The organism is Pseudomonas sp. NFACC56-3, assembly GCF_900100025.1.
In the GTDB taxonomy this organism is placed as follows: Bacteria; Pseudomonadota; Gammaproteobacteria; order Pseudomonadales; family Pseudomonadaceae; genus Aquipseudomonas; species Aquipseudomonas fluorescens_AA.
This window is the reverse complement of the sequence record NZ_FMTK01000001.1, coordinates 399,430-425,109: the sequence shown is the minus strand read 5'-3', so window position 1 is coordinate 425,109 and position 25,680 is coordinate 399,430. Positions and strand designations below refer to the sequence as shown.

Below are 25,680 nucleotides of genomic sequence, written 5' to 3'. Positions count from 1 at the left end.
TGCGCGCTTCTAATTAAAAGGAGCAGCCAATGTCCGGTTCGATGGCTCAAGCTTTCGCGCACAACTTTCTTGGGCAGTCCCCGCGCTGGTACAAGGCGTGCATCATCACCTTCCTGATTCTCAATGCCGTGGTGCTGTGGACCCTCGGCCCGGTGGTCGCCGGCTGGATGCTGGTCGTGGAGTTCATCTTCACCCTCGCCATGGCCCTCAAATGCTACCCGCTGATGCCCGGTGGGCTGCTGCTGGTCGAAGCCCTGCTGTTGGGCATGACCACACCCAAGGCGCTGTACGATGAATTGCTGCATAACTTCCCGGTCATCCTGCTGCTGATGTTCATGGTGGCCGGCATCTACTTCATGAAGGACCTGCTGCTGTTCCTGTTCTCGCGCCTGCTCCTGGGTGTGCGCTCCAAGGCGCTGTTGGCCTTGATGTTCTGCTTTCTCTCGGCATTTCTGTCGGCGTTCCTCGATGCCTTGACCGTCACGGCGGTGATCATCAGCGCCGCGGTGGGCTTTTATTCGGTGTACCACCGCGTGGCATCGGGCAACGATCCACGCCAGGACAGCAGCATCGCTGAAGACCACGACATGCCGTCGCTGCACCATGGCGACCTGGACCAGTTCCGGGCATTCCTGCGCAGCCTGCTGATGCATGGTGCCGTCGGCACGGCGCTGGGCGGCGTCTGCACCCTGGTGGGCGAACCGCAGAACCTGCTGATCGGCCATGAGATGGGCTGGCATTTCGCTGATTTCTTCGTGAAAGTCGCTCCTGTGTCGCTGCCAGTGCTGGTTGCCGGGCTGCTGACCTGCGTGGCCCTGGAAAAGCTGCGCTGGTTCGGTTATGGCGCGCTGCTGCCGGACAACGTCCGCACCGTGCTGGCCGATTACGCTGAGCAGGACAATCGCGAACGCACCGCACGCCAGCGCGCAGCCCTGATCGTCCAGGGTCTTGCCGCACTTATCCTGATCGTCTGCCTGGCCTTGCACATTGCCGAAGTCGGCCTGATCGGCCTGATGGTCATCGTGTTGATTACCGCCTTCACCGGCATCACCGACGAACATCGGCTGGGCAATGCGTTCAAGGACGCCATGCCGTTCACGTCGCTGCTGGTGGTGTTCTTTGCAGTGGTGGCGGTCATTCACGACCAGCAGTTGTTCACGCCGCTGATCCAGTGGGTCCTGGCTCTGCCCGCCGACCAGCAGCCCGGCATGCTGTTCATTGCCAACGGCCTGCTCTCGGCCATCAGTGACAACGTGTTCGTGGCGACCATCTACATCACCGAGGTCAAGCAGGCCTTCATCTCCGGGCACATGAGCCGCGAACAGTTCGAGACCCTGGCGGTGGCCATCAACACCGGCACCAACCTGCCGAGCGTCGCGACGCCGAACGGCCAGGCTGCCTTCCTGTTCCTGCTGACCTCGGCGATCGCACCGCTGATACGCCTGTCTTATGGCCGGATGGTCTGGATGGCCCTGCCCTATACCGTGGTGATGGGCGGTTTGGGCTGGTATGCGGTGACTTACTGGCTGTAGAAAACCCGTGGCGAGGGAGCTTGCTCCCGCTGGGCTGCGCAGCAGCCCTCATCGCTGCAATCTGAAGCCTGACACATAGGACTCGCTGGTTTGAGGGGCGCTTCGCGCCCCAGCGGGAGCAAGCTCCCTCGCCACAAAAGCCAGGGCGGTCTATCGCGGCAGGATGTACCGCTCGATCGCCAGGGCTGCGCCGTCTTCGGTCACGGCGGCGGTCACCACATCCGCCTGGCGCCTGATCGCTTCCTCCGCCTGGCCCATGGCAATCGATAATCCCGCCCGATGAAACATCGCCGGGTCGTTGCCGCCGTCGCCCATGGCCGCGGTCTGCTCCAGCGGCACGTCGAGGAAGGCGGCCAGGGTCGACAGCGCTTCCCCTTTGTTCGCCTTCATCGCCGTCACATCCAGGTAGATCGGTTGTGAACGCGACACCTGGGCCTGGCCCTTGAGCAGCGGATGCAGCCGAGCCTCCAGCTCCACCAGCAAGTCGGTGTTGGCACTGGTGGCGACAATCTTGTCGATCCGCTCCAGGTAAGGCTCGAAACTCTCGACTTCGACCGGCGGGTAGCCCAGGCCACGCGTCTCCACCGGCACCATCGGCCCGTGGGCGTCGCGCACCAGCCAGTCGCCATCGGCGAATACCCAGACTTCGATGCCCGGCTGATCGGCGTACAGCGCCAGGGTGGTCAGTGCAGCCTCGGGCGGCAGGTAATGGACAGCGAGGAAACTGCCGTCGGGATGAACCAGCGTGCCGCCATTGAACGCCGCCGTGGGCAGGTCGACGCCCAGGGCCTCGATCTGCTGCAACATCGCCCGCGGCGGCCGCCCGGTGGCGAGGCTGAACAGCACACCGGCCTCACGCAATGCGCGAACCGCGGCGATGGTGCGCTGGTTGATGCTGTGATCAGGCAGCAGCAGTGTGCCGTCCATGTCGCTGAGTAAAAATCGGATGGGACGCTTCATCAGATCACTCATCCCAGGCCATGCCAGACGCGATTGTCGCGGGTCAGCAAGTCATCGGCGACCGCCGGGCCATCTTCGCCGGCCTTGTAGGGCTGGACCGTTGCGTCCTGCTGCCAGGCATCGAGGAACGGCTGCACGGCGCGCCAGCCGTTTTCGATGTTGTCGGCGCGCTGGAACAGAGTCTGGTCACCGGTCAGGCAATCGTAGATCAGGGTTTCGTAACCCGTGGACGGCTGCATTTCGAAGAAGTCCTTATAGGCAAAGCCCAATTCGATATTGGCCATGTCGAGCGCCGGCCCCGGCCGCTTGGCCAGCAGGTCGAACCACATGCCTTCATTGGGCTGAATCTGGATCCTCAAGTACGTGGGTTGCAGTTCGTCGACTTCAGTGTCGCGAAACTGCGCGTAAGGCGCCGGCTTGAAGCAGATGACGATCTCGGTGTCGCGCACGCTCATGCGCTTGCCGGTACGCAAGTAGAACGGTACGCCCACCCAACGCCAGTTATCGATCATGACCTTGAGGGCTACGTACGTCTCGGTGTTGCTGTCGGCGGCGACGTTGGCCTCCTGGCGATAACCGGTCACCGCCTTGCCAGCGACTTCACCGGCGGTGTACTGGCCGCGGATCGAGTTGGCGCGGGCCTGTTCCACCGACCAGGGCCGGATCGCCCCGACGACCTTGGCCTTTTCCCCACGCACCGCGTCGGCCCCAAACGCCGCAGGCGGCTCCATGGCCACCATCGCCAGCAGTTGGAACAGGTGGTTGGGCACCATGTCCCGCAGGGCGCCGGTGCGTTCATAAAAACTGCCACGGGTTTCCACGCCGACGGTTTCGGCGGCGGTGATTTGTACGTGGTCGATGTAGTGGTTGTTCCAGAACGCCTCGAACAGGCTGTTGGAAAAACGGCTGACCAGAATGTTCTGCACCGTCTCCTTGCCCAGGTAATGGTCGATGCGATAGATCTGTTTCTCGCTCATGACCTTGAGCAGGCAGGCGTTCAGCGCTTCGGCGGTTTGCAGGTCGGAACCGAACGGTTTTTCGATCACCACCCGCCGGAAAGCCCCCTCCTGCTCCTGAAGCAGCCCGGCCGCACCGAGGCGGCTGACCACTTCACTGAAAAAGCGCGGCGCGGTCGCCAGGTAGAAGACCGCGTTGCCGGTGCCGCTGGCGGCGATTTTCGCCGCCAGCGCCTGGTAGGTGTCGTCATCGAGGAAATCACCCTGGACGTAGCTGATGCCCTGGGCCAGCTTGGCCCACAGCGCCGGGTCGAGCGCGCGGTCGGCATCACCGCCCTTGCTCGCCGCTTCGTTACGGATGAAATCTTCGAGTTTCTTGGCAAAATCCACATCGCTGATGGCGTTGTGGTCAACCCCGACGATGCGCAGCCCATCATCCAGCAGACCGTCGCGACTGAGGTGGTAAAGCGCCGGCATGAGCAGGCGCTTGACCAGATCGCCATGGGCGCCGAACAGGAACAACGTGGTCGGCGGCGCGGGTTCTGCCTTGGATTTGCTGGCGATCGAGGTCATTTTTTCGGCGTCTCCACGTGGCCGCCAAAGCCGAAGCGCATGGCCGAGAGCATTTTGTCGCCGTAGGTGCTTTGCTGGCGCGAGCGGAAACGGGCGAACAGCGAGCTGGACAGGACCGGAACCGGCACTGCTTGCTCGATGGCGGCCTCGATGGTCCAGCGCCCTTCCCCACTGTCGGCGACTTCACCGGAAAAGCCGTCCAGTTTCGGATCGCTGGCCAACGCGTCGGCGGTCAAGTCCAGCAACCAGGACGACACCACGCTGCCGCGACGCCAGACTTCGGCGATATCGGCCACGTTCAGGTCGAAACGCTCCTCCGGTGGCAGGCTTTCGCTGGATTTGGTCTTGAGGATATCGAAGCCCTCGGCGAAGGCCTGCATCATGCCGTATTCGATGCCGTTGTGGATCATCTTCACGAAATGCCCCGCACCGGCCGGGCCCGCGTGGATGTAGCCACGTTCGGCACGGTCATCGTCGGATTTGCGGTCACGGGTGCGCGGGATATCGCCCATGCCCGGCGCCAGGCTGTCGAACAGCGGGTCCAGGCGCTTCACCACCTCGGCCTCGCCGCCAATCATCATGCAGTAACCGCGCTCCAGGCCCCAAACACCGCCGGAGGTGCCGACATCGATGTAGCTCAGGCCTTTTTCCGACAGGGCCTGGGCGCGACGGATGTCGTCCTTGTAATACGTGTTACCGCCGTCAATGATCACGTCGCCCGGCTCGAGCAGTTCGCTGAGAACGTTGATGGTGTCTTCGGTGGGGGCGCCGGCCGGCAGCATGACCCAGACCGCCCGTGGTTTTTCCAGGCCGGCGACCAGCGCCGGCAGGTCCGCGACGCCCGTGGCGCCTTCCTGGCGCAGGTTTTCGACAAAAGCGGCATTGCGGTCATAGACGACGGTGGCGTGCCCATTGAGCATCAGGCGCCGCGCAATATTGCCGCCCATGCGGCCCAGTCCAATGATCCCGAGTTGCATGTGCTGATGCTCCCTACTACAAATAAAGGTGTGTCAAAGATTTAACACTATCGACTAATGGAGGTTAGTCCAGAGCATTGCTGCATAGTTTCCGGGTAATTCGAGCGACCACAAGGGATAACGCTCAAGATCCGGCCCAAGACACAGCCGACCATGAAAAATAAAAAAGTTCCAATCACAAGCAAAAGAAATCAGAATCGGCGCCGATAGTAGAGGTGTCGACCAAATCATGGCGACATCTCTATAGTTGATGTACGCCATTTGCGAGGTGAGCAATGGGCCCTGTCGTTACCGCACGTCCTCCCCAAACCCTTTATGTGACCATTCGTCGCGATGAATTGCGCCTACTCAAGGAAGAACGCGATCTGCTGCTCGATGAAGTGACGCAGTTGCGCATGCAGCTGCAACACGCACAGCTGTCCCACCAGAGCCAGTCCTTGGCTCGGTAACCGCTCCAGAGGCACAGTCGAAGAAGTGACGCTGGTCAAACAGTGTCACTTCCATGTAAGTCCTGCCGTGCCCGCTAGCGGCGAGCATTCTATCTGTGAGAGCAAGGCTTGCCCGCGATGAACGATAACGCGGTTCAGCTGTACGACCGCGGCGCGGCTATCGCGGGCACGCCTTGCTCCCACAGGTCCCGCCTCTAGAGACAAATCCCCTTGCCACAGGTGCATTCGCACCTCACATGCATTTTGTATCCGAAAAACTCACAAAGTTTTCACAACCGGCTCGTGATACTCCCCGCCTTTAGGGTTGTTCGGCGCAGGCCTGCGGTCACCCATCCGGTGCCGACAGCTTCGTCGATATAAGGCTGGAGCGCTTGATGAGCTTGTTCAAACGCAGCAAAACGACTGCGAAAGGTTTCGACTGGGCCGGACTTGGCTGGCTGTTTCTGTTCTTCTGGTACTTCTCGGGTATCACCCAACTGCTCATCCTGCTGAGCGACACCTCCGGTTTCACCGGCTTTCGCCAAGCGTTCGTGATGAGTGCGGTGTGGCTCGCTCCCCTGCTGCTCTTCCCCGCCCGTACACGCTTGCTCGCGGCATTGATCGGCGTGGTGCTGTGGGCTTGCTCCATGGCCAGCCTGGGCTACTTCTTCATTTACCAGCAGGAATTTTCCCAGAGCGTCATTTTCATCATGTTCGAATCGAACGTGTCTGAAGCCGGCGAGTACCTGACCCAGTATTTTGCCTGGTGGATGGTGGCGGCGTTCCTGGCCCACACCGTCGTTGGCTATTGGCTCTGGACCCGCCTGCGTCCGGTGTACCTGCCCCGGGGACAAGCCTGGGTGGCGGCCGCGGTCATCGTGCTCGCGGTGGTCGGTTATCCGCTGGTCAAGCAGACCCAGCGCACCGGCAGTTTCGCCGGTGGCCTGGAGAAGTTCGAAGATCGCATCGAGCCGGCCGTGCCGTGGCAGATGCTGGTGGCCTATCGTCGCTACTGTGAACAGCTGGAAAACATGCAAGGCATGCTCCACAGCGCCAGCAAGATTGCGCCCCTGAGCAATCTCAAGGATGCCATGGCAGAACAGCCGGCCACCCTGGTGCTGGTGATCGGCGAATCCACCAACCGCCAGCGCATGAGCCTGTACGGTTACCCGCGGGAAACCACGCCGGAGCTGGACAAGCTCAAGGACCAGCTTTCGGTGTTCGACAATGTCATCACCCCGCGCCCCTACACCATCGAAGCGCTGCAGCAGGTACTGACGTTCGCCGACGAGGAGAATCCAGACCTGTACCTGAGTACCCCATCGTTGGTCAGCATGATGAAGCAGGCCGGCTACAAGACCTTCTGGATCACCAACCAGCAGACCATGACCAAGCGCAACACCATGCTCACGACCTTTTCCCAACAGGCCGACGAACAGGTGTACCTGAACAACAACCGCAACCAGAATGCCGCACAATACGATGGCGACGTGATCGAGCCGTTCAACAAGGCCTTGGCCGACAGCGCCCCGCGCAAGCTGATCGTGGTGCACCTGCTCGGCACCCACATGAGCTATCAGTACCGCTATCCACCGACGTTCAACAAATTCACTGACCGCCAGGGCGTACCGGCGGGCCTGCGTGATGATCAGGTCCCGACCTACAACAGCTACGATAACGCCGTGCTGTACAACGACTTTGTCGTGTCCAGCCTGATCAAGGATTACGCCAAGACCGATCCCAACGGCTTCCTGCTGTACCTCTCGGACCACGGCGAAGACGTGTTCGACTCGCCGGGACACGGCACGCTGGGTCGTAACGAAGGCAAACCGACCGCACCGATGTACACCATACCTTTCATGGCCTGGGCTTCGCCCAAGTGGCGCGAAAACCATGACTGGAACTTTGCCGGCGACCTGTCACGGCCCTACAGCAGTTCACACCTGATCCACACCTGGGCGGACCTGGCCGGCTTGAGTTTTGACGAGCTGGACCGCAGCAAGAGCCTGGTCAGCGATGACTTCAAGGCCCGCCCGCTGCTGATCGGCAACCCGTATCAAACCCCACGCAAGGCCCTGATCGACTTCAGCCTGATGCAGCCCAAGGCGCCACTGGCCGAAGTCGTGCAGAAATAACCGAAACTGACCGGAGGCCCGCTTTTACAGGGGCTTGATCCAGAACTGCATAGGGCCGTGGGCAGGGTCGAACATGCCAGGGGCAAAGCCAAACTTGGCGTAGCTGCCCCGTGCCACGGCATTTTCCTGGAGCACTTCCAGGGTAATCTTGCAGCAACCGCGCTGGCGGGAAATATCCTCGACCTTCTGCAGCATCTTCTGGCTCAACCCGAGGCCGCGAAATTCCGGCATCACCGCCACGTCGTGGATGTTCACCAAAGGCCGGCAGGCAAAGGTTGAAAAACCTTCGAAACAATTGACCAGCCCCGCCGGTTCGCCATTGACGAAAGCCAGCACGCTGAAAGCATGAGGACGCTTGGCCAACTCCTCGGGCAGATGCAACAGCACTTCGGCCGGCAACGGATGCCCTCCGCCCATCGGGTCCTGCGCATAGCCGTTGAGCACATGACAGATCGCTTCGGCGTGGATCGGGTTGGTGTAGCTGGCTTGCAGGACAAGGATGTCCTTGGCTTCTTCCATGACCTTCCATCTCACTTCGGTAGTACCGGCGGCTCGACGCCGTCGGCGGGATACAGGTCAGGCTGGCTGACCAAAACGTTGCATTTGCATTTCCTGGAGGCGACTGAGCGTACGGCGAAACGGGAATTGCAGATAGCCCTCGGTGTACAACTCATCCATTGGCACCGCAGCCGAAAGGTACAACGGAACCTTGCGGTCGTAGCATTCGTCGACCAGGGCGATGAACCGTCGTACGCCGTCGTCGTGGACCGATAACTGCGGCAACTCACGGTCACCGGCCACGACCCGCTCGACGCCGTCCTCGGTGCCACGGGCAATGCGCCCCTCGCGCTGTTCGGCGCTCAGGCAGGGCACATCACTGAGCAGGATAATGCTGAAGCGGTCGCACAGCGCCATGAAATCCAGCGCCGAGAACGGTTGCTCACACAGGTCGGCGTAACGGCTCCAGAGCACCGTATCGCTGGCCTGGAACGGTTCAAGCCGACGATGGCCCACGTCAATCGGCGCACGGCTGGGCACCTGCCCGGCGGTCAACAGGTTGAAGACATCGCCCAGCGGATCGGGCTGCCCGGGATCGCGCAGCCAGTAACGCTGCTGCAATTGGCCTGGGTGCTGGCGATGGTCTTGCCAGCCGTTCACCGGCACGATCTGCATGTGTTTCTTGATCGCGGTGATGGTCGGCAGGAAACGCTCACGGTTGTGGCCGTTGGCATAGAGCTCTTCCGGTGGCAGGTTGGAGGTGCTCACCATCACCATGCCCAGCTCGAACATCACCTGGAACAAGCGCCCCAGAATGATCGCGTCACCGATGTCGTTGACGAACAGCTCGTCGAAACACAGCACCCGCACTTCTGCGCTCAACTCCCGGGCCAGGGCCTGCAAAGGATCCGGCGTGCCGGTGAGCTGGAACGAACGCTGGTGCACCCACGCCATGAAATGATGGAAGTGCTGACGGCGGGCCGGCACCTTGAGGCTTTCATAAAAGCGGTCCATCAGCCAGGTCTTGCCACGCCCCACCGGGCCCCAGAGATAAACGCCCTTGATCGACTTGCGCCCTTCGTGCAACGCCTGGTGGCATTGCTCCAGCGCCATGATGGCCAATTCCTGGGCCTCGTCCTGGACGAAGCCGTGGTGTTCGATGGCATGCTGCCAGGCAGTCAAGGGGGAGTCGAAAGTCATACGGCCCGGGTCCGGAAAACGAAGGTGGGGAGTATGCCATGGCGGGCGATTGCAGGAACCCTGCGTAGAACGGTGGCGTGGGGTTTATCTGTAGGAGCAAGGTCTTGTGGAAGCATGCCCTGTGGGAGCAAGGCTTGCTCCCACAGACCTGGGTACGGAACTTTAGATTGAGATATCCAACCGACTGATCTTGCCCTGCTCATCGAGCCGGAAGGTATAACGCAACTCCAGCGGGCTGCCGGGGAATGTTCCGGAAATCAGGTTCTGCACCAGCACCTTGCCAGTGCGTTGCTGCACATTGAGGACTTCCACCCGCGGCTGGAGTCGCTGGGCGGTGTCTTCCATCCATTGGGCGATGGCCTGGGTGCCAACGCGGTGCTGGCCTTCATCGAACACGTTGGCATCCTCGGCGAAAAAACGCGTCACCGCCGAACTGTCACGGGCATTGGCAGCCGCGATGTAGCCGGCGATGGCCGGGGCCAGGGAAGAGACGGGATTGGACATGGTACGGCTCCTTGTTTTATCGATCTGGCACCATGCTAGAACAGCGTTGTGTCAGTTTTTGTCAGGAGTGAAACGCCCGGTTTCGTCCAACTTCATCAACGCAAACCAGTCCCGCAACAAATCGCTGCGCCGGCCCGGATACCGCTCGCCCTGCTCGGTGGCCGAGGCAATCCGGTCGGTGCGAAAGGTCCGGTAGGCGCCGCGCAATTCGCACCAGGCCACCACCACCCGCGCCTCGTTGAAAAAGCCCAGGGCCAGCGGCCAGATCAGGCGTTGGCTCGGGGTCTTGTTCACGTCGGCGTAGTCGATGTGCAGCTTGGCCTGGGCACGAATGGCCTGGCGATAGACATTCAGCTCCACGGTGTTCTGCGGATAGCCATAACCCGGCGGGCCAGGCAGTACCGTAGGGTTGCGCAACGCGTCCCGCACATCCGGGGCCAGCACGGCGGCGACCTTCGCCAGGGCGTCGGCGGCCGCCTTGCCCAGCACCTCGTCGCCGCGCTGATCCACGTAGCGCAAGCCCAGCACGATGGCTTCGATTTCATCGGCGGTGAACATCAGTGGCGGCAGGAACAGGCCGCTGCGCAATACATAACCAATGCCCGCCTCGCCCTGGATCGGCGCGCCGAGGGCCGTGAGCTCAGCAATGTCGCGGTACAAGGTGCGCTCGGATACATTCAGTTCACCCGCCAACGTCGCAGCGGTGACCGGGCAACGCTTGCCCCGCAAGACTTGCAGCAAAGTGAGCAGCCGAGTGGTACGCGACACGAAGGACTGTCCGCAAAGAAAAGATGGCGCAGATTAGCAGAGGCTGGTGTCAGAAACTGTCAGGAGCCTCTGTCTATGAGCCAGGGTTCGTTGGTTGCCGGGGGGCACCTGTGGCGTATCGTGCTCAATCGCTTCCGGTTTTTTCATTCTTTGAGAGTCAATCCATGCGCAGAATCCTCGGCCTTTCCGTATTCCTGATCCTGCTCAGCCTCAGCGCCTGCGCTCTCTTCCCGAACCGTGACCCGCTGAACATCAACGTGGTCGGCATCGAACCGTTGCCCAACCAGGGCCTGGAGGTGCGCTTCGCCGTGAAACTGCGCGTGCAGAACCCCAACGAAACCGCCATCGACTACAACGGCGTGGCGCTGGACCTGGAGGTCAATGGCCGTACGCTGGCGACAGGGGTCAGTGACCAGACCGGCTCGATCCCGCGCTTTTCCGAAGCGATCCTGAGCGTCCCGGTGAGCATTTCGGCGTTTTCCGTGCTGCGCCAGACTCTGGGCCTGAGCCAGACCCAAAGCCTGGACAACCTGCCCTATGTGCTCAAGGGCAAACTCGCCGGCGGCGTGTTCGGTACCATGCGCTTCGTCGACCGCGGGACCCTCGAACTGCCGGGCTCCGCGGCGACGTGGTGAATCATGCCATGAAGCGCACGCCAGGCTTGGCGCGCTCGTCCACCACCAGTTCGAACACATCCGGCCTGGCGTAGTGCCCGACCACGTCATAGTCGTAGCGCGCCCGCACCAAGTCATCGGTATCGATTTCGGCGGTCAGTAGCCCGGCGGTGTCTTTCAGCGGCCCGGCGAGCACATCGCCCATGGGCCCGACAATCACGCTGCCACCGGCAATCAGCGGCCGCTCGGCCGGCCAGTGCGCGACATCGATACCCAGCGCCTGCGGCGAGGCCTGGACCTGACAGGCACTGACCACAAAACAACGCCCTTCGTGGGCGATATGCCGCATGGTCACTTGCCACATCTCCCGCTCATCCACCGTGGGCGCACACCAGACCTCCACCCCCTTGGCGTACATCGCGGTGCGCAACAGCGGCATCATGTTTTCCCAGCACACCGCCGCGCCGACCCGGCCAACCTGGCTGTCGATCACCGGCAAGGTCGAACCGTCGCCTTTGCCCCAGATCAGCCGCTCGGTACCGGTGGGCATCAACTTGCGGTGCCGGGCTACCAGGCCCGTATCGGGTTCGAAATACAGCGCGGTGCAATAGAGGGTGCTGCCGACACGCTCGATGACGCCCAGCACCAGGCTCGCCCCGGTACGCGCCGACAGCCCGGCCAGCGCTTCGGTTTCTACGCCGGGCACATCAATGGCGTTGGCAAAATAGCGGGCGAACGCTTCACGCCCCTCCGGCAGCCGGTAACCCAGTTGCGTCCCGAACCCCTCGCCCTTGGGATAGCCACCGAGCAACGCTTCAGGCATCACCACCAGGCGTGCGCCGGCCTGGCGAATGGCGTCTTCGTAGGAAAGGATCTGCGCCAGGGTCTCGGCCTTGCCGCCAGGCAACGAACCGATCTGCAGGGCAGCCACAATGGATTTGGGCATGGTTTTCAACTCCTTGATCATCAGGTGTTGCTGATTCTCAAGGAGCGGCCGATCATGAATAAAGCCCCGAATGCTGCTAAATGATATGAGTCTCATGAATATCGCCGACATCGACCTCAATCTGCTCAAGACTTTCGAAGCCCTGCATGACGAATCCAGCGCCAGCCGCGCCGCCGTGCGCCTGGGCGTGACCCAGTCGGCCATCAGCGCCGCATTGCGCAGGCTCCGGGGGTTGTATGACGATCAATTATTCGTGCGCACGGGCCGGGGTCTGGCACCGACGTTGCGGGCCAACCAGCTGAAACCGGTGATCAGCGAAGCCCTGGACAAATGTCGCCAGAGCCTGGCGATGGTCGACCCGGATGCCAGCCACTATGACGGCCGCTCGGTCATCATCGGCCTGTCGGATGATTTCGAGATTGCCCATGGGCGGCGCCTGATCGACGAAGTGGCCCGACGTGCGCCGGGCCTGCGCTTGATTTTCCGTCAGACCCACAGCCAGATCGTCGGCCGGGCCTTGATGGAGCGCGATCTCGACCTGGCGATCACGGCGGGTGGTTTCGCCCAGCGGTTGCTCAGCCGCCAGGTATTGGGTGAAGGCGATTACGCCTGCCTGTTGGACCCGGCGAGCCTGACGCATGGCCAACAATCCCTCAGTCTGGAGGCGTTCGTGGCCCGCGAGCATCTGCTGGTGTCTTCGGGGGGCTTCATCGGCATCACCGACGAAGGATTGGCCGGGCTTGGCCTGAGTCGGCGAGTCTGTGCCTCGACCACCCACTTTGCCGCGCTGCCATTCCTGCTCAAGGGCAGCCAGGCCGTAGCGACGATTCCGGCCCACGCCGCCCGGGCCATCGCCGACCTCAGCGGCCTGGCCTTGCTGCCCTGCCCCCTGGCCTTGCCCCGCTACCCCATCGAACTGGGCTGGCGGACCCACACGCAAATGGATCCGGCAGTGCTCAAGGTGCGCGAGGCCATTAGCGCGACGTTTGCCTGAGGTTTACTTGTTGGCGGCCATCAGTCGATTGACTTCGCTGCGCACCATGTTGGCGTATTCCGGCGGCGACATGCCGTCCAGTTCGGCACGCACCCACTCGGCCCACTTGCCCTTGCGTTTGGAGCGCTCGCCGAACAGGCGGGCGGCATCGCCCTTGGCCTTGCCCAGGTTGTTTTGCCACAGTTCAAAGAGTCGGGATTTTTCGTCTTCCAGCGCAGCGCGCTCGGCCAGGGGCTTGTCAGCCAGATTGAAGCTCATGGGAATTACCTGTTGCGTAAATAGGCGCCATCTTACACCTTGCAGGGAAACGTCTTAACCACGATTTGCGATGGATTGCCCTGCCAAGGCCGAGCGCTGCAACTTTTTAACCGGCGCGGCACTCCACTGTTCAATGCCATTCATCCACACAAGGAGTACTTCCATGGCCCGTAAAGGCACCGTGCAAGCGAACGGAGAACAAATCAAGGATCAAGCCTTCAGCGAATTGACGGCGCTGATTGAAGAATCGGAAAAGCTGCTCAAAAGCAGCGCCTCGCTGGTAGGCGAAGAGGCCGAAAACCTGCGAGACCAGATAGCGCAGAAACTGCAACAGGCGCGCGACTCGGTCACCAGCGCCCGGGAGCGTACCCGTCCCATAGTCGATGCCACTGAGGTCTATATTGGCGGCCACCCCTGGCAGACCGTGGCGATTTCCGCGGGGTTCGGGCTGGTGGTGGGTTTGCTGCTGGGCCGGCGTTAAACAACAGCAAGCAGCCCCCGGATTTGATGTGGGAGCGAGCTTGCTCGCGATGACGGTGTACCAGGCGACATCTCTGCTGCTGAACCACCGCCATCGCGAGCAAGCTCGCTCCCACAGGGACTTTTGATTGCCTCAAGCGGCAGGACCCGCCCGCAGGATCGACGCATCCTCCCCGCGATATAAAGCCTCCACCTTCCCCGCCCGCCACTGCAACACCGCCCGTTGGTTGATCGACCCCTTGTCGGTGATTTCACCACGGTCGATCGACGCCGGTTCATCGAGCAAGGCTATCCACTCCAAGCGACTGGCGTTGCCGCTGGCTTCGCGGTTCAGGCGTTGCAGCCAGTCGGCGAACCATTGGCGTACCGGTGGGCTGGCGAGGACCTGGGTGTCGCTGGCATCCGCGCCCAGGCCTGACAGGCGCCGGCATTCAGCAAGTCGTGGAAACACCAGCGCACCCAGGCACTCGCGATCCGGTGCGGTGATCACCAGATCCTGGACGTAGGGTGTGCCTTCCAACACCGCCCGGTTACGCAACGGCCCGACGCTGACAAAGACACCGGAAGACAATTTGAAGTCCTCGGCGATCCGCCCGTCGAACATCAGCCCCAGTTGCGGATTGCTGGCATCGGCCAGTTTGATCGCATCCCCCGAGCAATAGAAACCGTCCTCGTCGAACACTTCGGCAGTCTGCTGCGGCGAACGCCAGTAGCCAGGCATGATGTGCGGCCCGCGAAAACGCCCTTCGAACTTGCCGTCCACAGGCACCAGCCGGACCTCGCAGCCGGGCGCCGGAAGACCGATGTAGCCGGCCATGGACAAGGGCCCGGTGGTGAAGGTGCAGGACGGCGACGCTTCGGTCATGCCCAGGCCCGCCATCATGCGGATACGTTCGCCACAATGCTGCTCGGCGACCTTGTCGAGCCGGTCCCAGGTACTTTGGGACAAGCCCGCCGCGGCAAAGAAGAACAGGCTGATGCGCTTGAAGAAACGCTCGCGCAATTCACCGTCCTGCTCCAAGGCGCTGACCAATTCTTCCCAGCCCTTGGGCACGGTCAGGTAGGCGGTGGGCGAAATTTCCTTGAGGTTGCGCAGGGTCTCGGCGAAGCCCTGGGCGGTGGGTTTGCCGTCGTCCAGGTAGAACGTGCCGCCGTTGTACAGCACGATGCCGAGGTTGTGGCTGCCGCCGAACGTGTGGTTCCACGGCAGCCAGTCCACCAGCACCGGCGGCGCCTCGCCGAACACCGGAAAGGTTTGCAGCAGCATCTGCTGATTGGCGCACAACATACGCTGGGTGGTGATCACGGCCTTGGGCAGCCTGGTGGAGCCCGAGGTGAACAGGAACTTGGCGATGCTGTCCGGGCCGGTGGCGGCGAACGCCTGCTCGGCCTCCGCGCCGCCGGGTTGAGCCAACAGGCTGGCGAAGCGGGTCCTGGAGCGGCCCGCCATCTCGCCGCGCACCGTGATCAAGGGAACGTTCGCCGGCAGTACGGCATTGACCGCTCGCTCGAACGGGGCGGCTTCGCTGACAAACACCAACCCCGGCTGTAACAGATCGCAGACATGGCGCAGCTTGGCGAAATCCTGGGACAGCAATGAATAAGCCGGCGACACCGGGCAATAGGGAATGCCGGCGTACATCGCACCGAGGGCCATTTGCAGGTGTTCGATGTCGTTGCCGGAGAGCAGCGCCAAGGGTTTTTCCGCTGACAAACCGTAACCGAGCAGGCTTTGGGCGATGGCCCGGACACTGTCGAGCATCTGCGCATAGCTGACCCGACGCCAGTCGCCGCCTGCTTCACGGGCCGCGATAAACGTCTGCTGCGGGCGCACCTCGGCCCAGTGCACCAGGCGTTCGAGCAAACGCGCCGGCAGCGGGGCCAGGGGTTCCAGGGAGCGCATGTGCAAAATGCCGCGCTCTTCCCGGACTTCGACGGCAGGATGACCAATCGACACCTGGCGATAACGCCCGGCCTCGGGTCGGGAGGACGATCTGGACTCGGAACTCACGTACATTTCCTCCACCAAGGCACGCTCGGGTCGCGATGCGAGCGGAGCATGGCAGCGCGGGGCTGCGGCCTTGTCATTGTTATTCTGGCCTGCATCCGGGCGGCGGCGTTCGAGGCTCGACCACCCATGATGCGATGGGTTTCAGATCGGGTAATGCCGGGGACCGTTCTGCAAGGTCACCCAGCGCAACTGGGTGAAATGCTCGATGGACGCCTTGCCGCCGAAGCTGCCATAACCACTGGACTTGACCCCGCCGAAGGGCATCTGCGCCTCGTCGTGCACGGTCGGCCCGTTGATGTGGCAAATGCCCGACTCGACCCGCTGGGCCAAGGCCAACGCGCGGGTGGTATCGCGGCTGAAGATGGCAGCCGACAGGCCGAACTCGGAATCGTTGGCCAGGCGCAACAGCGCTTCATCGCCCTCGCCGCGCAACAGCACCGCCACTGGCCCGAAGGACTCTTCGCGGTACAGGCGCATCTGCGCAGTGACGCCGTCGAGCAAGGTCGGCTGCAGGATGCTGCCTTCCAACTGGCCACCGGTGACCAGCGTTGCGCCTTTGGCCAAGGCATCGTCGATCAGTCCCTTGATGCGCTGGCCGGCACTGGCGTCGACCAACGAGCCCAGCACCGAATCGCCGGCCGCCGGATCACCGGCACGCAAGGTGGCGATCTTGGCGGTCAGCTTGGCGATGAACGCATCCGCCACGCGGGCGTCGACGATCAATCGCTCGGTGGACATGCAGATCTGGCCCTGGTTGAAGTAGGCCCCGAAGGCCGCCGCTTGCACGGCGGCGTCCAGGTCGGCGTCGTCCAGTACCAGCAACGGCGCCTTGCCGCCCAGCTCCAGCAACGCTGGTTTGAGGTGGCGCGCCGAGAGTTCGCCGACGATGCGTCCAACGTGGGTCGAACCGGTGAAATTGACCCGGCGCACCGCCGGGTTGGCGATCAACCGTTCGACAATGGCCGGCGCATCCGCCGGTGCGTTACAGATCACGTTGACCACACCGTCACCCAGCCCGGCGTCCTGCAACACCTGGCCGATCAGCCGATGCACCGCCGGGCTGATCTCGGAAGCCTTGAGCACCACGGTGTTACCGCAGGCCAGGGGCATGGCGATGGCACGGGTGGCGAGAATCACCGGGGCGTTCCAGGGCGCGATACCCAGCACCACGCCGCAGGGCTGACGCAGGGCCATGGCGAAACTGCCTGGCACGTCGGAGGGAATGATTTCGCCATTGATCTGGGTGGTCATGGACGCGGCTTCGCGCAGCATGTTCGCCGCCAGGTGCACGTTGAAACCGTACCAGTTGGCCATGGCGCCAGTCTCGCCGGCCGCGGCGATGAACTCGCCACTGCGGGCCTGCAATTGCTCGGCTGCCCGCAGCAGACGCGTGCGGCGTTCGTTGGGTGCCAGCGCGGCCCAGGCGGGAAACGCCGCCTGGGCTGCGGCCACGGCGGCATCGGCATCTTCCAGGGTGGCGGCGGCCACGCGAGACACCACTTCACCGGTCACCGGGTTGCAGCGCTCGAAGGTCCGGCCGTCGCGGGCCGGGCACGACTGGCCGCCAATCAACAGGGGCACGTCCAGCATGGTGATTCCTCTTTATTGTCTTTATCGGGAACACGTTCACAGTAGCGCCGAGGGCCTGGGACGAACAGCCCGCGGGCGCACGATGGCGCCCGCCGCGCGGTTGGCTCAGCGCTTGTAGGTCTGCAGGCCCGGCTTGATGGTCTTGTCGTCCAGGAATTGCTTCATCCCCTGCTCGCGGCCACCCTCGGTATCGAGCAGGCGCGACTGGTCGAGCTTGGCGTACAGGTAATCTTCGTTCTGCTCCCAAGTCAGTTCGCGGCAACGCTTGAAGCCATGCTTGGCCGCCCGCAGTACCACCGGGTTCTTTTCCAGCAGGTTGCGGGCCAGTTCCACAGTGACTTCACGCAACTGCGCCAAGGGCACGCTCTCATTGACCAAGCCCATTTCGGCCGCTTTCTGCCCACCGAAGGTCTTGCCGGTCATGATGTAGTACAGCGATTGGCGATGGCCCACGGTGTCGGCCATGGCCTTGCTGACCAGGTTGCCCGGCGGGATGCCCCAGTTGATCTCCGAGAGACCGAAAGTCGCTTCGTCGGCGCAGATCGCCAGGTCGCACGCCACCAGCGGGCTGAAACCGCCACCGAAGCACCAGCCATTGACCATGGCGATGGTTGGCTTGGCGTACATGCGCAGTAATTTCCACTGCCATTGCGACGCTTCGCGACGGATTTTTTCCTGGAGGATTTCCGGCCCGGCATCCACTTCGCGGAAGTATTCCTTGAGGTCCATGCCAGCGGTCCAGGCGTCACCGGCCCCGGTCAGCACCAATACCCCTGCGGCCGGATCCTGCTCCAGGGTCTCGAGCACGTCGATCATCTCGCGGTTGAGGGTCGGGCTCATGGCGTTACGTTTTTCCGGGCGATTGAGGGTGACCCAGGCGATGCCCTCCTCGATGTCGACCTTGACCGTTTTCCAGCGACCTTCGTAATTGCTCATGATGCGTGCACTCTTGTTCTTGGCTGAAGATGCTCAAAAACTAAACCGGAAATTTAGTTATGTCAATTAACTATTAACCGGTTTATCTGTATTTTTCAGAGGCTGGATCGAAGGTTTAAAAATTCGAATATGCACAAGCCCGTAGCCAGGGCGCCGCAACCCCGGCAAACTGGATAGCCTTGTTAATCACTTATCTTGAGGACACTCACTTCGATGGCCAAGTCTTCCAAGCTTGCCGAACCCGCCGAGCCCCTGGTCGCCGGTACCGACGCTCAGGTGCCGCTGGACTCCGCGTTGGATGACCTGATCGGTTACGCCCTGCGCCGCGCCCAGTTGAAACTGTTCCAGAACCTGATTGGCCGGCTCGCCGTCCATGATCTGCGGCCCGCCCAGTTCTCGGCCCTGGCAATCATCGACCAGAATCCCGGCCTGATGCAGGCCGACCTGGCCAAGGCCCTGGCGATCGAACCGCCGCAAGTGGTGCCGTTGCTCAATAAGCTGGAAAGCCGGGCTTTGGCGGTGCGCGTGCGCTGCAAGCCAGACAAGCGCTCCTATGGGATCTTCCTGAGCAAGACCGGCGAAACCCTGCTCAAGGAACTCAAGCAAATCGCCGCCCAGAGCGACCTTGACTCCACCGCTGCCCTCTCGGGGACTGAGCGCGAGGAGTTGCTGCGGTTGTTGAAGAAGGTTTACCAGTAGCGAGCCTGGCGCGGGTCCCTGCGGCACCGCTATGTGGGAGCAAAGCTTGCTCCCACAAGCGCTAGCCAGCCGACTTGAAACTCACCAGATCGGCACGCTGTACGTCACCAGGAACCGGGTCTGGTTCTCGTCGCGAAACGCCGCCGTACCCGGGAAGTTGTTGCGATAGATCGATTTGCGGACCAGCAACCCGACGTTCTTCAGTGGGCCGCCCTGGATCACGTACCCCAACTCCATCTGGAACTCGCGCTCCTTGCGATCTTCGGCATTGAGGGCCGCCAGCTCGATGTGATCGCCACGCACATAACGCAGTCGAGTCCTCAGGCCCGGCACGCCCACGGCGGCGAAATCGTAGTCATGGATCGCCTGCCAGGTGCGTTCCTTGGCATTGAGGAAGTCCGAGCTCATGGTCATTTCACTCAAGCCCATCAACTCGGTGCCGGACACATAAGGCGTGGCCGTATCGCCACTGGCGTGCATGTAGCCCAGGCTCACGCGATGCCCGCCCAGGCGATAGCCAACCAGTGCCGAGGCATTGCGGTTATCCACCTTGCCGGCCTTGGCCGCGCCGTCTTCGTCGCTGAAAAAACTGCGCAGGTCGGTGGTCAGGACGCCATCGCCCAGGGGCAGGTTATGCAACAACGCCAGGGTTTCCTGCCGGTACAGGTCCGCCACTTCGGCGTGGTAGGCCCGCAGGCTGAGGTCTTTGTTGACCTGGTAGTCACCGCCCACATACGCCATATGGGAAGCGGTCGCCGCGCCGTTGAATCGGCGGTTGGGCGAAGCGATGCTCATCGGTTGGTAATCGGTGGAATCGCGGCGGGCGATGCGATCGATATACCCGGTGTTCAACGTCAAACCGTCGAGATCCTTGGAACTGAGCGTCGTCCCGCGAAAGGTCTGCGGCAGCAGCCGCGACGGGCTGGCAAAGGCAAACGGCAGGAAGATCGAGACATCGCCGGTCTTCACCGTGGTTTGAGCGAAACGCAGCTTGCCGGTCACGCCCAGGCGCGAATATTCGTCCGCCGCGCGCTTGTCGCTGGCGGACACCGGCAACAGTTCAGTGCCACTGCGATCCGGCGACGAATCAAGCCTGATGCCCAGCAACCCCCTGACATCCAGGCCGAACCCGACCGCGCCCGGGGTGAACCCCGACTCCATGTTCATGAACACACCCTGAGCCCATTCCCGCGCTGCGGTCTTGGCGCCGTCGTCCTTGTAGTCGCGGTCCATGTAGTAGTTGCGCAGGGTCAGCGTACCGTGGCTGTCGTCAATGAAGCCTTCCGCCCACGATACGGGGGAACCGAGGCTCAGCCCGAGACAGGCCAGCAGAGGGACGAGGGATGAAACAGGGCACGCCGTCAGCGTGTCCCGAGCAAGGTTTGGCATGTTCGGTGTCCATTTATTGTTGTTGTTTTGATCGGCCCGAGCCTGGCGACGGGGGCCGTGCGGACAAAGAATGGAAACGGTACGGGCGCTTCGTCAATCGCCGGCGTCCGATAATCGAACATTAATATAACTAACTAATTTACCCATTCGTCCATTAATCCTTTCCAAGCCACTGATTTTCATACTGAACTGGCCGCTTATTGACGTCCTTCCGGCACCCTTCATTTTTTAGTTATCTTTGTTAATCTTAATCCCATCCGCCGGTTTTCCTTCGAGCGGTGTCCCCTCACAAAAACAATAAGAGGATTTGCCATGGACCGTCCGGCGCGTCGTGCGACGCTGACCATTGCCTTGTGTTTCATCGTTGCGTTGATCGAGGGTTTCGACCTGCAGTCAGCCGGTACCGCCGCCGCAGGCCTACGGCAGACGTTTGCCCTTGACCCGAACATGATGGGCTGGGTGTTCAGCGCCGGGATCATCGGGTTGCTGCCGGGCGCCTTCTTCGGTGGTTGGATCGCTGATCGCATCGGTCGCAAGAGAATCCTCATCACCGCTGTCTTGCTCTTCGGCGTGTTTTCCCTCAGCACCGCTTATGTCGAACACTTCTCCACCCTGTTGCTGGTGCGTTTCATGACCGGCCTGGGCCTGGGCGCCGCCCTGCCCAACCTCATAGCCCTGTGTGCCGAAGCCGTGGGTGAGCAGCGCCGAGGCACGGCCATCAGCGTGATGTATGCGGGAGTGCCGCTGGGCGGTGCATTGGCTGCCGTGGTCGCGATGCTGTTTGGCGAGCACTGGCAGATGACGTTTTTCATCGGTGGGTTGGCGCCGCTGCTGGTGGTGCCGCTGATGCTCCTGTGGCTTCCAGAATCCAGTGCCTTTCGCCAGGTGCAGGATGGCGGCTCATCGCGCGGCTCCACCGCCCAGGCGCTGTTCGGTGAAGGTCGCGGCCGTACCACCTTGGCCCTGTGGCTGAGCTATTTCTTCACCCTGACGGTCATGTACATGTTGCTCAACTGGCTGCCGTCATTGTTGCTGGAACAGGGCTTCAGCAAACCCCAGGCTGGCCTGGTGCAGATGCTGTTCAACGTCGGTGGCGCCCTTGGCTCGTTGCTGGGCGGCCTGTTGCTGGACCGTTGCAATGGCATCAAGGTGGTGCTGTTCGTCTATGCCGGCCTGCTGAGTGCCCTGGCCGGAGTCGGTTTGTCGGTCGGCATCGTGCCGATGGGCATCGCCGGGTTTGCTGCCGGGTTATTCGTCATGGCCGCGCAACTGGTTCTCTATGCCTTGGCACCGCCCTCCTACCCCACCACGGTGCGCGCGACGGGAGTCGGCGCGGCAGTGGCTATCGGTCGCCTGGGTTCGGTCGCTGGCCCCTTGGCTGCGGGCCAGATCCTGGCGGCAGGGGCAGGCACGACAGGCGTGTTGCTGGCGACGTCGCCCGGGTTGCTGATCGCGGCCGTGGCGGCGATCAGCGTGATGGCCCGGGCGGCGGCGGTACAGTCGCAAGTGGTGCATGGCGAGCCGCTGCGGCGCTAAGCGCTGTTGTAGAACTGGCGAAGCCTGCGATCCTGAATCTTTCGCGCTGGAATCGATGAGCGTGGAAAGATCGCAGCTTCGTTACCCTTCACAGCGCCTGCAACCCTCCGCGGTTGTCCAGGCTCAGAACTGATGCAACCAGTTCAACACCAGCTTGTTCCCCTCGGTGCGGTTCTCGGCATCCTGCTCGAAGTAAGCGTTGACCGACAGCGTGTCCTCCTTGCGAAAGACATAGTTGAACCCCGGCCCGATCGCCCAGACTTTCTCCCGGCGCCCGCTGACATCGTGCCCATCGACCTGGGTGTCGGTGAACTGCTTGAGCCAGTAGCCGTTGAGTCCGGCACTGAATCGGTCGGTCAAGGCATACTGCAACGTCAGGTTCGCGTGCAGGGCCTGGCCCGCCTGGGTATCGGAGACGTCGCCAAAACTGGCCGACGGGTCGTCGTTCTTGCCGTTCCACAAATACATGAAGCGCCCGCTGGCCGACCATTTGGGCATAAACCAATAGGTGGCGGCGTAATACGGATTGAACGACCAGAAGTTGCTGCCCGGGTTGATCGACCGGTTGCGGTTGTAGGCCCCCACCGGCATCGACACGTCCACCTCGACACGCTGGGTGAGCAAAGGGCTACCGTCGGCGCGGGTCAGCGTGGGCAATTGCAGGAAAGCCCCGACGACCAGGTCGCCAAAGCCTTCCCGCGAACTCAGGGCTGCATTGTCCAGCCCATCGTCCACATCGGCGTGGACCAGGGAGGTGTTGATCAGCGTGAACCCTGGCATCGCGCCGTTGGCCCAGGGTTGCCCCACGTAGATGATCTGGGTGGTGGGCGCGAAGACTTCTACGGTTTGCTTGGGCAACGGCAGTTTATCGCCGTGGGCATCGTTGAACCGGTCGGCCTTGGAGTACGTGAGGTATTCCTCCAGGTACCAACCTGGGCCGGCCGGCGCCGGGGAACCGTCGTAGAAGCTGGTGCTGCCCAGGTTGAGACCGGGCAAGTCATAGGCATGAACGAGGGGCGACAGTGTTACCAGAATCGGGGCAGCAGCCATCCGCAAGATAGGCTTGAGCATCTTGTGAGTCCTGTATTTTTGTTGTTATCGCAGGCCCGGCACCGCACTCACGGGGCCGGGGTACATCACCGCGGTAGCGCTATACGTAGGTCGCCGCCAGCCCGCCGTCCACCGGCAGGTTGACGCCGTTGACCCAGCGCGCGGCGTCAGAACAGAGGAATGCGATCACTGCCGCCACCTCGTCGGCCAGGGCCGGGCGCTTCATGCGATGGCTGTCCTGCGCCACTCTTTCCTCGCCGAGCATGCTGACGAAATCCCCAAGGATCGGGGTGAAGACCGGCCCGGGTGCCACACAGTTGACCCGCACCGAATACTCGGCAAACCATTGCTGCGACTTCTGGTATGTCCAGACGATCAGCGCTTCCTTGAAGTACTGGTAACAGGTGGTCTGGTCCACCGGATTGGCCGCGAGCCACTGCTGCCCTGCCCCGTAGCTCTCGGCGGCAGCCAGCGCCTTGTGCAGCATCAGCCGTTCCGGCCACTGCCCCCCCAGGATCGAGGCGACGTTGACGATGCTGCTGCCGGGCACCATGCGTGGCAGCACGGACTCGGTGAGATGGCGCAGCCCCAGGTAATTGACCTTCGCCACCGCTTGCACCGGCGCGGTTCCCGGTACGCCGGCGACGTTGCACAGCCCGTCGATCTGCTGCGGTAGCCGCGCCACCAAGGCATCGATGCTTTCCGGATCGCCAAGGTCGGCCTGGAAAAAGCCATCCACGGTCAGTTGCGGTTCATGGCGATCGACGCCAATCACCCGGGCGCCCTGGAAACGCGCCAGGCGCGCCAGTTCCGCACCGATGCCGGAGGCCACGCCTGTGACGACCAGGGTTTTGTTGTGCAGGTTCATGTTCAAGCCCTCTTATTGTTGTGTAGGCATATCGAAGGAACGACGTCAGAACGGATAGATCGGCGCAGTATTCTTCACGGTGACCCATTGCCACTGCGTGTATTCATCCCAATCCGCCGGGCCGCCAACGCTGCCGCCGTTACCCGAGGCGCCGCGCCCGCCGAACGGATTGACGCATTCATCGGCGACGGTCTGGTCATTGATGTGCAGCATGCCGCACTGCAACCGCTCACCGATGGCCATGGCCCGGCCCACGGACGGAGAAATGATCGCCGCCGCCAAACCGTATTCGGTGCGATTGGCCAATTCGATGGCTTCGTCATCGGTGGCGAAGCTGACCACCGTGGCCACCGGCCCGAAGACCTCCTCGTCGAAGGCGCGCATGCCCGGCTTCACACCGCTGAGCACCGTGGCCTGGTAGAACAGCCGATCGTGATCGCCGCCGGTCTCCAGCCGGGCCCCGGCGAGCACGGTGTCGCTGACGATGTCGTGCACCCGTTGCAACTGCCGCTGATTGATCAGTGGCCCCATGGCGGCTTCTTCCCGAGCGGCGTTGCCGAGGGTCATGGCCTGGGCCTTTTCCACCAGTTTGCGGGTCAGCTCGGCGGCGATGGACTCATGGGCGAGGATCAATCCGGTGGCCATGCAAATCTGCCCTTGGTGCAGCCAGGCGCCCCAGGCCGCGTTCCGGGCCGCGAGGTCGAGATCGGCGTCTTCGAGAATGATCAGTGGGTTCTTGCCGCCTAACTCCAGGGCGACCTTCTTCAGGTTGCGCCCGGCCACTTCAGCGACCTTGCGACCGGCGCCGGTGGAACCGGTGAAGGCGATCATGCGCACATTAGGGTCGCGGCACAGCGCCTCCCCGGCCTCCGCCGCGCCGGGCAACACGTGCAGCAAGCCCTTGGGCAGGCCTGCCATTTCGAACAACCGAGCGATGAGAAAACCGCCACTCACCGGGGTCTGCGGATCCGGCTTGAGCACCACCGCGTTGCCCGCCGCCAGGGCCGGCGCGACGGAGCGCATGGACAGCACCAGGGGAAAGTTGAAGGGCGAAATAACCCCGACCACGCCATGGGGCTGGCGCCGCGCATAGGACAGGCGCCCCGCCTCGCTGGGCAGCACCACCCCATGGGCCTGGGACAGCAGACCGGCGGCCTGATGCAACAGCACAATGGCTTCGCGCACTTCATGCTGTCCCTTGAACAGCGCGGCACCGGTCTCCCGGGCCACGTACAGCGCCAGTTCGTCGAAGGACTGCTCGGCCACGTCGGCGGCCTTGCGGAAAATCGCCGCCCGTTGCCGCGGGCCCAGCGCCGCCCACGCCGGCTGCGCCAGGGCGGCGTCGCGACTGGCCTTGGCGATGTCGGCGGCATCGGCCATGGCACAGCGCATCAGCCGTTCACCGGTGGCCGGCTCGATGATCGATTGCAGCGGGCCCGAGGCAGGCACCCAGTCACCGTTGAAGACACATTCCGATTCGATCACCTGGGACAGCAGGTGGCTTTTGGTTGCAGACATTTAACACTCCCGGCTCTTTTGTTTTTGTCATCGTTTGCCGCACCTGGAAGGTATCGACGCAAACGCCGTGCAAGTGCTTGAGCAAGCGCTGTGCCGATTTTGCCCGCGGGCCTTGATAAACCTGGCGCAAGGCTCTGGCTCAAGGTTCTTCGCCAGGCATGACGCACAGGGCGCCTCCACCGACCTGGCCGCTGGCCAGCTGTCGCTTGTTCATTTGATAAGGTTATGCTTAATAACTATCTCGCCAGGTGATCATTTCG

At 62.4% G+C, this 25,680-nt stretch carries 24 protein-coding genes; 8 read left to right on the top strand and 16 right to left on the bottom strand.

Translation table 11 applies throughout. The features are described 5' to 3' along the window. Positions 1-29: 29 nt before the first annotated feature. A complete protein-coding gene (nhaB, locus tag BLO80_RS01735) occupies positions 30-1,532 on the top strand; it encodes a sodium/proton antiporter NhaB (RefSeq protein WP_092326350.1) in 1,503 nt (500 codons plus the stop codon). Between the two features lie 150 nt (positions 1,533-1,682). Here nhaB and BLO80_RS01730 read toward each other — a convergent pair whose 3' ends face one another. From BLO80_RS01730 to gnd, 3 genes are read right to left on the bottom strand one after another with little or no spacing between them, the layout of a single operon-like run. Next, positions 1,683-2,504: an HAD family hydrolase gene (locus BLO80_RS01730; protein ID WP_092326349.1), complete on the bottom strand. Its 822-nt coding sequence runs from the start codon at positions 2,502-2,504 to the stop codon at positions 1,683-1,685. Further along, a complete protein-coding gene (gene zwf / locus BLO80_RS01725) occupies positions 2,501-4,021 on the bottom strand; it encodes a glucose-6-phosphate dehydrogenase (protein WP_092326347.1) in 1,521 nt (506 codons plus the stop codon). Before zwf ends, BLO80_RS01730 begins: the two co-directional genes overlap by 4 nt. Then, positions 4,018-5,022, bottom strand: a complete 1,005-nt coding sequence (gnd, locus tag BLO80_RS01720) for a phosphogluconate dehydrogenase (NAD(+)-dependent, decarboxylating) (RefSeq protein WP_256574091.1) — start codon at positions 5,020-5,022, stop codon at positions 4,018-4,020. Before gnd ends, zwf begins: the two co-directional genes overlap by 4 nt. A gap of 251 nt (positions 5,023-5,273) precedes the next feature. Here gnd and BLO80_RS29825 point away from each other — a divergent pair, with 251 nt between their 5' ends. Together BLO80_RS29825 and BLO80_RS01715 are read left to right on the top strand one after the other, a co-directional pair. Beyond that, positions 5,274-5,447 carry a DUF6026 family protein gene (locus BLO80_RS29825; protein ID WP_013693491.1) on the top strand — a complete coding sequence of 58 codons (174 nt, stop codon included), beginning with the start codon at positions 5,274-5,276 and terminating at the stop codon, positions 5,445-5,447. 374 nt (positions 5,448-5,821) lie between these two features. Continuing rightward, complete coding sequence (locus tag BLO80_RS01715; protein ID WP_092326344.1) at positions 5,822-7,561, top strand: phosphoethanolamine transferase CptA; 1,740 nt, start codon at positions 5,822-5,824, stop codon at positions 7,559-7,561. Positions 7,562-7,585: 24 nt separating this feature from the next. Here BLO80_RS01715 and BLO80_RS01710 read toward each other — a convergent pair whose 3' ends face one another. The 4 genes from BLO80_RS01710 to BLO80_RS01695 form a co-directional block, all read right to left on the bottom strand. Further along, entirely contained in the window at positions 7,586-8,080 is a 495-nt protein-coding gene (locus tag BLO80_RS01710; protein WP_092326342.1) for a GNAT family N-acetyltransferase, read from the bottom strand. 57 nt (positions 8,081-8,137) lie between these two features. Beyond that, the gene (gene zapE, locus BLO80_RS01705) at positions 8,138-9,259 is read right to left on the bottom strand and encodes a cell division protein ZapE (protein ID WP_092326341.1); all 1,122 of its coding nucleotides are present in this window, start codon (positions 9,257-9,259) and stop codon (positions 8,138-8,140) included. Positions 9,260-9,421: 162 nt separating this feature from the next. Continuing rightward, positions 9,422-9,763 (bottom strand): nuclear transport factor 2 family protein, encoded by a 342-nt coding sequence (locus BLO80_RS01700; RefSeq protein ID WP_092326339.1) that lies wholly within the window; start codon positions 9,761-9,763, stop codon positions 9,422-9,424. A 51-nt stretch (positions 9,764-9,814) separates the two neighbouring features. Beyond that, positions 9,815-10,531: a helix-turn-helix transcriptional regulator gene (locus BLO80_RS01695; RefSeq protein ID WP_092326338.1), complete on the bottom strand. Its 717-nt coding sequence runs from the start codon at positions 10,529-10,531 to the stop codon at positions 9,815-9,817. Between the two features lie 164 nt (positions 10,532-10,695). Between BLO80_RS01695 and BLO80_RS01690 the strand changes: the two genes are divergently transcribed. Continuing rightward, positions 10,696-11,166 carry an LEA/WHy family protein gene (locus BLO80_RS01690; RefSeq protein ID WP_092326336.1) on the top strand — a complete coding sequence of 157 codons (471 nt, stop codon included), beginning with the start codon at positions 10,696-10,698 and terminating at the stop codon, positions 11,164-11,166. Between the two features lies 1 nt (position 11,167). On the opposite strand, the gene BLO80_RS01685 is transcribed toward BLO80_RS01690, so the two are convergent. Beyond that, a complete protein-coding gene (locus BLO80_RS01685) occupies positions 11,168-12,091 on the bottom strand; it encodes a carbon-nitrogen hydrolase family protein (RefSeq protein ID WP_092326701.1) in 924 nt (307 codons plus the stop codon). Positions 12,092-12,176: 85 nt separating this feature from the next. On the opposite strand from BLO80_RS01685, the gene BLO80_RS01680 reads away from it, so the two are divergent. Beyond that, the gene (locus tag BLO80_RS01680) at positions 12,177-13,085 is read left to right on the top strand and encodes a LysR family transcriptional regulator (protein WP_092326699.1); all 909 of its coding nucleotides are present in this window, start codon (positions 12,177-12,179) and stop codon (positions 13,083-13,085) included. A gap of 3 nt (positions 13,086-13,088) precedes the next feature. Here BLO80_RS01680 and BLO80_RS01675 read toward each other — a convergent pair whose 3' ends face one another. Further along, positions 13,089-13,343, bottom strand: a complete 255-nt coding sequence (locus tag BLO80_RS01675) for a hypothetical protein (RefSeq protein WP_003181187.1) — start codon at positions 13,341-13,343, stop codon at positions 13,089-13,091. A gap of 163 nt (positions 13,344-13,506) precedes the next feature. Between BLO80_RS01675 and BLO80_RS01670 the strand changes: the two genes are divergently transcribed. Next, positions 13,507-13,824, top strand: a complete 318-nt coding sequence (locus BLO80_RS01670; RefSeq protein WP_092326335.1) for an ElaB/YgaM/YqjD family protein — start codon at positions 13,507-13,509, stop codon at positions 13,822-13,824. 132 nt (positions 13,825-13,956) lie between these two features. On the opposite strand, the gene BLO80_RS01665 is transcribed toward BLO80_RS01670, so the two are convergent. The 3 genes from BLO80_RS01665 to BLO80_RS01655 form a co-directional block, all read right to left on the bottom strand. Further along, positions 13,957-15,834: a feruloyl-CoA synthase gene (locus tag BLO80_RS01665; RefSeq protein ID WP_092326697.1), complete on the bottom strand. Its 1,878-nt coding sequence runs from the start codon at positions 15,832-15,834 to the stop codon at positions 13,957-13,959. 141 nt (positions 15,835-15,975) lie between these two features. Next, on the bottom strand, positions 15,976-17,424 hold the full coding sequence (locus BLO80_RS01660; protein WP_060742570.1) for an aldehyde dehydrogenase: 1,449 nt from the start codon (positions 17,422-17,424) through the stop codon (positions 15,976-15,978). Between the two features lie 105 nt (positions 17,425-17,529). Continuing rightward, a complete protein-coding gene (locus tag BLO80_RS01655; RefSeq protein WP_092200692.1) occupies positions 17,530-18,360 on the bottom strand; it encodes a p-hydroxycinnamoyl CoA hydratase/lyase in 831 nt (276 codons plus the stop codon). A 213-nt stretch (positions 18,361-18,573) separates the two neighbouring features. Here BLO80_RS01655 and BLO80_RS01650 point away from each other — a divergent pair, with 213 nt between their 5' ends. Beyond that, the gene (locus tag BLO80_RS01650; RefSeq protein WP_092164833.1) at positions 18,574-19,059 is read left to right on the top strand and encodes a MarR family winged helix-turn-helix transcriptional regulator; all 486 of its coding nucleotides are present in this window, start codon (positions 18,574-18,576) and stop codon (positions 19,057-19,059) included. 81 nt (positions 19,060-19,140) lie between these two features. Here BLO80_RS01650 and BLO80_RS01645 read toward each other — a convergent pair whose 3' ends face one another. Next, positions 19,141-20,448 (bottom strand): OprD family porin, encoded by a 1,308-nt coding sequence (locus BLO80_RS01645; protein WP_092326333.1) that lies wholly within the window; start codon positions 20,446-20,448, stop codon positions 19,141-19,143. Positions 20,449-20,760: 312 nt separating this feature from the next. Between BLO80_RS01645 and mhpT the strand changes: the two genes are divergently transcribed. Next, a complete protein-coding gene (gene mhpT, locus BLO80_RS01640) occupies positions 20,761-21,984 on the top strand; it encodes a 3-(3-hydroxy-phenyl)propionate transporter MhpT (RefSeq protein ID WP_092326331.1) in 1,224 nt (407 codons plus the stop codon). 123 nt (positions 21,985-22,107) lie between these two features. On the opposite strand, the gene BLO80_RS01635 is transcribed toward mhpT, so the two are convergent. The 3 genes from BLO80_RS01635 to BLO80_RS01625 all read right to left on the bottom strand — a co-directional run bounded on the left by BLO80_RS01635 (position 22,108) and on the right by BLO80_RS01625 (position 25,420). Then, complete coding sequence (locus tag BLO80_RS01635) at positions 22,108-23,055, bottom strand: SphA family protein (RefSeq protein WP_092326330.1); 948 nt, start codon at positions 23,053-23,055, stop codon at positions 22,108-22,110. A gap of 79 nt (positions 23,056-23,134) precedes the next feature. Continuing rightward, positions 23,135-23,902 (bottom strand): coniferyl-alcohol dehydrogenase, encoded by a 768-nt coding sequence (locus tag BLO80_RS01630; protein ID WP_092326328.1) that lies wholly within the window; start codon positions 23,900-23,902, stop codon positions 23,135-23,137. A gap of 45 nt (positions 23,903-23,947) precedes the next feature. Then, on the bottom strand, positions 23,948-25,420 hold the full coding sequence (locus BLO80_RS01625) for a benzaldehyde dehydrogenase (protein ID WP_092326327.1): 1,473 nt from the start codon (positions 25,418-25,420) through the stop codon (positions 23,948-23,950). Positions 25,421-25,680 lie beyond the last annotated feature (260 nt).

What these genes read in the sequence shown, in the direction of transcription:
- nhaB (WP_092326350.1), top strand. Translation starts at nt 30, where the DNA reads ATGTCCGGTTCGATGGCTCAAGCTTTCGCGCACAACTTTCTTGGGCAG.
- BLO80_RS01730 (WP_092326349.1), bottom strand. Translation starts at nt 2,504, where the DNA reads ATGAGTGATCTGATGAAGCGTCCCATCCGATTTTTACTCAGCGACATG.
- zwf (WP_092326347.1), bottom strand. Translation starts at nt 4,021, where the DNA reads ATGACCTCGATCGCCAGCAAATCCAAGGCAGAACCCGCGCCGCCGACC.
- BLO80_RS29825 (WP_013693491.1), top strand. Translation starts at nt 5,274, where the DNA reads ATGGGCCCTGTCGTTACCGCACGTCCTCCCCAAACCCTTTATGTGACC.
- BLO80_RS01715 (WP_092326344.1), top strand. Translation starts at nt 5,822, where the DNA reads ATGAGCTTGTTCAAACGCAGCAAAACGACTGCGAAAGGTTTCGACTGG.
- BLO80_RS01710 (WP_092326342.1), bottom strand. Translation starts at nt 8,080, where the DNA reads ATGGAAGAAGCCAAGGACATCCTTGTCCTGCAAGCCAGCTACACCAAC.
- zapE (WP_092326341.1), bottom strand. Translation starts at nt 9,259, where the DNA reads ATGACTTTCGACTCCCCCTTGACTGCCTGGCAGCATGCCATCGAACAC.
- BLO80_RS01700 (WP_092326339.1), bottom strand. Translation starts at nt 9,763, where the DNA reads ATGTCCAATCCCGTCTCTTCCCTGGCCCCGGCCATCGCCGGCTACATC.
- BLO80_RS01690 (WP_092326336.1), top strand. Translation starts at nt 10,696, where the DNA reads ATGCGCAGAATCCTCGGCCTTTCCGTATTCCTGATCCTGCTCAGCCTC.
- BLO80_RS01685 (WP_092326701.1), bottom strand. Translation starts at nt 12,091, where the DNA reads ATGCCCAAATCCATTGTGGCTGCCCTGCAGATCGGTTCGTTGCCTGGC.
- BLO80_RS01680 (WP_092326699.1), top strand. Translation starts at nt 12,177, where the DNA reads ATGAGTCTCATGAATATCGCCGACATCGACCTCAATCTGCTCAAGACT.
- BLO80_RS01675 (WP_003181187.1), bottom strand. Translation starts at nt 13,343, where the DNA reads ATGAGCTTCAATCTGGCTGACAAGCCCCTGGCCGAGCGCGCTGCGCTG.
- BLO80_RS01670 (WP_092326335.1), top strand. Translation starts at nt 13,507, where the DNA reads ATGGCCCGTAAAGGCACCGTGCAAGCGAACGGAGAACAAATCAAGGAT.
- BLO80_RS01660 (WP_060742570.1), bottom strand. Translation starts at nt 17,424, where the DNA reads ATGCTGGACGTGCCCCTGTTGATTGGCGGCCAGTCGTGCCCGGCCCGC.
- BLO80_RS01655 (WP_092200692.1), bottom strand. Translation starts at nt 18,360, where the DNA reads ATGAGCAATTACGAAGGTCGCTGGAAAACGGTCAAGGTCGACATCGAG.
- BLO80_RS01650 (WP_092164833.1), top strand. Translation starts at nt 18,574, where the DNA reads ATGGCCAAGTCTTCCAAGCTTGCCGAACCCGCCGAGCCCCTGGTCGCC.
- BLO80_RS01645 (WP_092326333.1), bottom strand. Translation starts at nt 20,448, where the DNA reads ATGCCAAACCTTGCTCGGGACACGCTGACGGCGTGCCCTGTTTCATCC.
- mhpT (WP_092326331.1), top strand. Translation starts at nt 20,761, where the DNA reads ATGGACCGTCCGGCGCGTCGTGCGACGCTGACCATTGCCTTGTGTTTC.
- BLO80_RS01635 (WP_092326330.1), bottom strand. Translation starts at nt 23,055, where the DNA reads ATGCTCAAGCCTATCTTGCGGATGGCTGCTGCCCCGATTCTGGTAACA.
- BLO80_RS01630 (WP_092326328.1), bottom strand. Translation starts at nt 23,902, where the DNA reads ATGAACCTGCACAACAAAACCCTGGTCGTCACAGGCGTGGCCTCCGGC.
- BLO80_RS01625 (WP_092326327.1), bottom strand. Translation starts at nt 25,420, where the DNA reads ATGTCTGCAACCAAAAGCCACCTGCTGTCCCAGGTGATCGAATCGGAA.